Below are 6,494 nucleotides of genomic sequence, written 5' to 3' on the forward strand. Positions count from 1 at the left end.
GGATGCAGCCCCAGTTGAGGCAGATGCCGCCCAGATGCTCGCGCTCCACGATCGCGACCTTAAGGCCCAGCTGTGCGCCCCGGATGGCGCTGACATAGCCCCCCGGCCCTGCCCCGATCACAATCATGTCGTAGCTTTTCGATGCCATGTCTTCCCTCCGGTCAGAAACTGGTTTGGCATTAAACTATTTTACGGACAGCTTCAACTCATCCGCATCCGCAAGCGCCTTGCGGTAGCCGCCCTGTTCCATAAATGCCTGTTCCTCGGGCGTCGTTTCGCGATCTAGCGCGGAATTGCGCCAAGGGAAGCGCCCGAACCGTTCGATCACTGAACGATGTGCGCGCGCATGGCGCAGGTTGTCTTCCGAGCGCCATCGCTCGGCAAATAGCGACACGGCGCGATCCTGATCGGCAAGTTCCTCGGAATGCATGAAAGGCAGGTAGAAGAACTGCTGCAGCGGCGGGCCGATCTGCAGGTCGAACCCTTCGGCAATCGCGCGATCGGCATGGCGGCGCGCCATTGGGTCGGTCTGAAAGGCGCGCGGGTCTTCGCGAAACATGTTGCGCGGGAACTGATCGAGCAGCAGCAAAAGCGCCAGCGCGCCCTCGGCGTTACGCTCCCATTCGCTCAGCGCGCCTTGCGCGCCCACCTGCCAGAGCGGCGCATAGCGGCGCCGGATCGCGGCGTCGATCTGCTCGCTCGACTGGTACCAGTATTTCTCGCCGACCTCGATACGCCAGAAGCGTATAATCTCGTTGATGCGATCCATGGTAACGGCCCTCCCCTGCCGTGCCTGCCCCGCCTGTCATCAGATCATGGTAGGGCAAGCGCAGGGGCAGGCAAAGGGGGCTTACGTCAGCCGGTGGTCTCGGTGCGTTTGTCGGCCTCGGACTGATCTTCCGCCTCGGCTTCCGTATCTGCCTCGGCTTCGGCCTCCGCTTCCGCTTCTTCCTGAGCGACTTCGAGACGGGCCTCGACCGCAACCGCCGTCGCCGTCGGCGAGAGCAGCGTGTAGGAGCCGGTCTCGTCCGCCGAAGGCGCTTCGCGGCGCGTCATCCGCCATGCGGCATAGCCCGCGATCCCGGCACAGAGCACCCCGATATAGAGGAAGAAGCCGCCCGGTCCCATGACGCTCATGAGCCAACCGGTCACCAGCGGCCCCGCCACCGCACCAAGCCCGTTGATGAACATCAGCCCCGCCGAAGCGGACGCCATATCGGAGTAATCGAGATAGTCGTTCGTGTAGGCGATCAGCAGCGAATAGAGCGGGTTGGCCACACCGCCGATCAGCGCAGCCCCGATCAGCAGCACCCAGAAGGGCGGGTTCGTCGCGAAGATCGCGAAGGTCACCACCGCACCTACAAGCGCCGCGCCCATGATCACGCGGCGCCGGTCCATCCGGTCGGAGGCCCAGCCAATCGGATATTGCAGAAAGAGGCCACCCACATAGATCGCCGCCACGAAGGCCGAAATCTGCTTCACGTTGAGCCCTTCGGCGGTGCCCCAGACCGAGGCCATGCCGAACATCGCCGAGATGATGCCGCCCAGCAGGAAAATCCCCACCATGCCCAGCGGCGAGGCTTCCCAGAGCCGCTTGAAGGTCATGCGCTGGATCGTTTCGAAGCTGGGTGCGGGCGACGCCGCGAGCAGGATCGGCGTGAAGGACAGCGACACCAGCACCGAGGGGATCACGAAGAGGAGATAGCCCGCCGGGTCGCCCACGTTCAGCAGCGCCTGCGCCGTGACGATGCCGAACATCTGCATGATCATGTAGAGCGACAGCGCCTGCCCGCGCGTCTCGTTGGTCGAGCCCGCGTTCAGCCAGCTTTCCGCCGTGATATACACGCCCGAGAAGGAGAAGCCGATCAGCACGCGCAACGCCACCCAGGAGGGCCAATTCGGAAAGGCGGCATAAAGGACGAGGATCGCCGAGATCAGTGAGCCGAGCGCCGCGAAGACCCGCACGTGACCGACGCGCGCGATCATCTCCGGCACCATGCGCGACCCGAACAGGAAGCCCGCGAAATAGGCCGACATGACGAGCGACATGTAGAAAGTGTCGATACCCTCGATCTTGCCGCGGATACCAAGCAGCGTGCCCTGCATCCCGTTGCCGACCATCAAGAGCATGATGCCCAGCAATAGCGGCCATGTCTGGCGCAGCACTAACAACATGTCTTGGACTCCCGGGGACTGATTTGGATTGCGTCGTGTCGCGGCATCTAGTCCGCAGCGAAGACATTTCCAAGCCCTGAAAGCGACTCTACGGAATTAGAAGCGACGCATCGCCGTAAGAGAAGAAACGATAGCCCGTCTTAACCGCATGATCGTAAATTTCGCGTATACGATCCTGGCCCATCAAGGCCGAGACCAGCATCAGCAGCGTCGATTTCGGAAGGTGGAAATTCGTCATCAGCGCGTCGGTGATGCGGAACTCGAAGCCGGGATAGATGAAGATGTCGGTGGCGTCACGGAAGGGCACGATATAGCCTTTCGCCCCGCCCTCGGCACGCGCGGCGCTTTCGATCAGGCGCAGCGCGGTGGTGCCCACGGGAATGACCCGGCCGCCCGCCTGTTTGGTCGCGTTGATCTCGGCCGCTGCCTTTTCGCTGACCTCGCCCCATTCGGCATGCATCTTGTGGGTGGTGACGTCCTCAACCTTCACCGGCAGGAAGGTGCCCGCGCCGACATGGAGCGTGACTTCGGTGAACTCCACGCCCTTGGCGGCCAGCGCCTCCAGCAGCTCGCGGGTGAAATGCAGGCTGGCGGTCGGGGCCGCGACCGCACCGGAATGGCGTGCGAAGACGGTCTGGTAATCGCGCTTGTCCTCGTCATCGGGGGCACGCAGCGCCGCGATATAGGGCGGCAGCGGCATCGCGCCGGCCTCGGCCAGCGCCGCGTCGAAATCCTCGCCCGACAGGTTGAAGCTGAGCCGCAGCTGGCCGTTCTCGATCGCCTCGACCTTGGCCGAGAGCGCGTCGGAGAAGACGATCTCCTCGCCTTCCTTCACCTTGCGCAACGGCTTGGCCAGCGCCGACCATTCGCCGCCCGGTGCGGGCTCCAGAAGCGTCACCTCGACCTTCGCGACTACCTCGCCCTGCGCGCTTTGCCGGGTCCGCGTGCCCGCCAGCCGCGCCGGGATCACCTTGGTGTTGTTGAGCACCAGCCGGTCGCCGGGGCGGAAGATGTCGATCAGATCGCGCACATGGCGATCCTGGATCGCATCGCCCTCGGCCAGCAGCAGCCGCGCCGCATCGCGCGGGCGCGCAGGCCGCGTCGCAATCAGCCCCTCGGGGAGCTCGAAATCGAAATCGTCTAGCTTCATCGTCAGCCTTATTCGCTCAGCACCTTGGGCGGCCCCGCCCGGAACAACTCGCGCAGACCGCCCGGCGCGAGCACCGAGAGCGGATTGATCGAAACCTTCGGCGCATCGGAGCTTCCGCGCAGCGAGTAGTTGAACCCGAAGAGCCCCTCGCCTTGCTTGGAGATGACCTGACCGATCCCGTTCACGAGATAGAACGGCGAGATCACGCCCTTCATGTTCAGTGTCTTCGATTGCGGGTAATAGTTGCCCGTCATCGTCACCCCCATAGAGGCCCCCACGGCGGCGCCCCGTGTGACACTCACCCCGTTGGGCGTCAAGCGGAAGGCGCCATCGACGGAGCTGAACAGGATGCCATCGCCGCTGAGCTGCTCCAGCAGACCGACGCCCGAGGCCGCGGACAGCAGCGAGGCCAGAACCGGGGCGTCTTTCACCCGTAGGTTTGCGACCGTGAGCTTGCCGTCATAGCTTTTCTGTCCCAGTGGCGTCAGCACCAACGCGCCCTGCCCGCCGCGGGCCTTGGTGAAGATCCCGGTCGCCGCCAGCGCGCGGCCTGCGTCGCGGGTTTGCGCGCGCACCGAGACGCGCCCGCCTGCAGCCGGGATCACCGTGCCATCGATCGGCGCGCTGCCGTTGAGCTGCCCCTGGAACCGGCCCGAGAGACCGCCCCGCGTGTTGAAATCGCCGCGGAAGCCTGTCAGCGCGATGCCATCCGTGATCTGCAGCCGGTCGAGCGAGGCGCTGATCGCGGTGCCGGCACCGCCCGCGCCAGCGCCCGCACCGCCGCCCAAATCCGCCTTAGCGAGGTCCAGCCTGCCCGAGGTGACATTCACTTTCGGCGGGCGCGCCTTGCCCTGACCGATCAGATCGACGCTGCCGGTGAACCAGTTGCCGACGCTCAGGCTCGAGAACCGCGCCCGGTTCAGCCCACCGCCCTTGTTCAAGGTGATGTCGCCCTGCGTCTTCAGCCCCGCAGCACTCAGCGACAGGCTGTCGACCTGCGGCGGCGCGCCGAGCGTGCCGGACATTTTCAGATCGCCCGCGCTGCCTGCCGGTTTGCTCCAACCGATTTCCGGGATCGACAGCCGGATTCCCTGCAACGCGCTCGCGAAGGTGAACCGCGTCGGTTGATCCTTGCGCAGATCAAGCGCGATACGCCCCTTGCCCGAGCCACGCACCATGCCATTGGGCAGCGCGATACCCAGCCGGTCGAGCCCATCGGCGCTTACATCGACCGTGCCCGCGACCTCCGAGCGACCCTTGTTTTCCGGCCCGAATTTCTGCGTCCAGGCGGCATCGAACCCGACACCGGACAGAGTGCCCTTGCCCGAGATCGTCATCCCTTTCGGGTCGGCCTTCAGCGTCAGCAGATCGGACCGTAGCGGCCGGTCGGGCACCAGCGTGTCGCTTTTCACCTCGGTCAGCCGGGCGGTCACGTCGAAATCGATCTCATCCTGCGGCACATTGGGCTTCAGCGGCAGGCGGATCACCGAGCGCGCCTCGGCCCAGCCCTGCGCCACATCGGTGCTCATGCCCGCCTTGCTGAGGAATTCGAAAGGTGGCTGGTCGAGCAGCGACAGAGCCGCCGGGATCGGCGAGCGCGTCATCAGCGTGACCTTCGCCGGGGCGGGTTTGATGCGGATATCGGGCACGATGAGCGACGAGCCCGTCACCTCGATCCGCCCACCCGACGGCGCGGTCACATGCCCTTCCTCGACCTTGAGCGCCTGCCGCGTGTCGATGATCGTCGCAAAACCCCGGCCCTGCTGCACGGGCGGCAGCGTCTTGATGATCCGCACATCCGCGCCCCGGAACTCGTAGCCAAGCGCCAGTTTCGGCTGCGCGCCCGGCACGAGCCGCAGCGCCACGCGGGCATTGCGCAGCTGGCCCGTGGTCACGTTCTTCTCGAGCCATTCGCGGGTCTTCGGCACGACCGCCGGCGGCCAGAGCGCGAGCAGCTTGGTCTGGTCGATCTGGTCGATCCCGGCATCGAGCGCGACTTTCCAGCCGTCCTTCTCGGCACTGACCTTGCCGCGCGCCGAGATTGTCGTGTCGCCTTGATCGTTGAGTTCCAGCTGGCCGATATCGATGCGGAACGGATCGAGGTTAAGCCGGAAATCGACCGCCCCTTGCGCGAATTGCACCGGGCTCTCGAACAGCCCCGCCGGATCGAGCTGGAGATCGGAAATCGCGATCTGGCCGACGATCTTCTTCGGCACCCCGCCTTCGAGATCGCGCAGATAGGTGTGGCCCGCCGCCTTCAGGCGCAGCGCCCGGCTGTTGAGCGAAAGCGTCGAGACCTCGACGCGCTGCCGTTTCGGATCGTAGTTGAGATAAAGCTTGCCGTTCTCGATCGGGATCGGGTTCACGCCCTCATTGGGCCGGATCGCGCCGCGCCCGATTTCGAGCATCGCGTTCATCCCGGTCAGTTCGCCCTTGTCGTTGAGCCCCGAGCGCAGCGCCCCCGAGATCGGCGCATCGAGCACGCCGAGCGCCGCGAGCGCCGGGGCCTGAACCGCCAGATCGCGCGCCGGAAGCGCGGTCACCGCGGCCCCGAAACTGGCTTCACGGCTGGCTTTCTGCGTGGTCATCGACAGCGCGACCTGCGCCGGTTTCGTCTGCCCGCTGCCCAAATCGAACCCCAGCGCGACCGAGATTTCACTGTCGCTTTGAGTCAGCTTGAAGCGGCCATCGGTGACCTTCCAGAGCCGGTCGAGCCGCTCGTCCATCAGCCGGATTTGCAGGTCTTCCGCGCTGATCTGCTGCAGCCGGGACAGCGCCGGAACTTCCAGGGTTTTCTCAAATGTCTCAATGAGATCGGAGGCGTTATTCAAGTCGATATTGGCGAAGCGATTGCCGCCGCCGAAATCGAGATCCAGATTGCCGTCGGGCAGACGATGCAGCGACAGGCTCGCCCCGCGCAACCGAAACGAGCGCGGCTCTATCCGCCCGCGCAGCAAAGGCTCCGCCCAGAGCGTCATGCGCAATTCCGGCAGGACCGCGATCGGCAGACCCGAGGGCCGCTCCAGCCGCACAGTGTTCAGCCGGATCCGGGGACGGGTGCCATCGTCGATGTAAAGATCGATCCCGCCGGACAGCCGGACCCGCATCTGGCCTTGCAAGGCGTCATTGGCGCGGGTCTCGATGCGCGCGACGATCCATTGCGGCACGG

At 65.2% G+C, this 6,494-nt stretch carries 5 protein-coding genes; all 5 read right to left on the reverse strand.

Annotated features, from left to right (window positions below; genetic code table 11):
• On the reverse strand, positions 1–148 hold a 148-nt coding region (locus B3D39_RS11875), incomplete at its 3' end, for an FAD-dependent oxidoreductase (RefSeq protein ID WP_286789724.1).
• Between the two features lie 36 nt (positions 149–184).
• Complete coding sequence (locus B3D39_RS11880; RefSeq protein WP_152844062.1) at positions 185–769, reverse strand: DUF924 family protein; 585 nt, start codon at positions 767–769, stop codon at positions 185–187.
• An 86-nt stretch (positions 770–855) separates the two neighbouring features.
• Entirely contained in the window at positions 856–2,175 is a 1,320-nt protein-coding gene (locus B3D39_RS11885) for an MFS transporter (RefSeq protein ID WP_274963893.1), read from the reverse strand.
• An 88-nt stretch (positions 2,176–2,263) separates the two neighbouring features.
• The gene (gene queA, locus B3D39_RS11890; protein WP_286789722.1) at positions 2,264–3,325 is read right to left on the reverse strand and encodes a tRNA preQ1(34) S-adenosylmethionine ribosyltransferase-isomerase QueA; all 1,062 of its coding nucleotides are present in this window, start codon (positions 3,323–3,325) and stop codon (positions 2,264–2,266) included.
• A gap of 8 nt (positions 3,326–3,333) precedes the next feature.
• Positions 3,334–6,494, reverse strand: a 3,161-nt coding sequence (locus B3D39_RS11895; RefSeq protein ID WP_286789723.1) for an AsmA-like C-terminal region-containing protein, incomplete at its 5' end; no start/stop codon positions are given.

The sequence above is a fragment of the Thioclava sp. UBA3469 genome (assembly GCF_002378135.1).
In the GTDB taxonomy this organism is placed as follows: Bacteria; Pseudomonadota; Alphaproteobacteria; order Rhodobacterales; family Rhodobacteraceae; genus Thioclava; species Thioclava sediminum.

What these genes read in the sequence shown, in the direction of transcription:
- B3D39_RS11880 (WP_152844062.1), bottom strand. Translation starts at nt 769, where the DNA reads ATGGATCGCATCAACGAGATTATACGCTTCTGGCGTATCGAGGTCGGC.
- B3D39_RS11885 (WP_274963893.1), bottom strand. Translation starts at nt 2,175, where the DNA reads ATGTTGTTAGTGCTGCGCCAGACATGGCCGCTATTGCTGGGCATCATG.
- queA (WP_286789722.1), bottom strand. Translation starts at nt 3,325, where the DNA reads ATGAAGCTAGACGATTTCGATTTCGAGCTCCCCGAGGGGCTGATTGCG.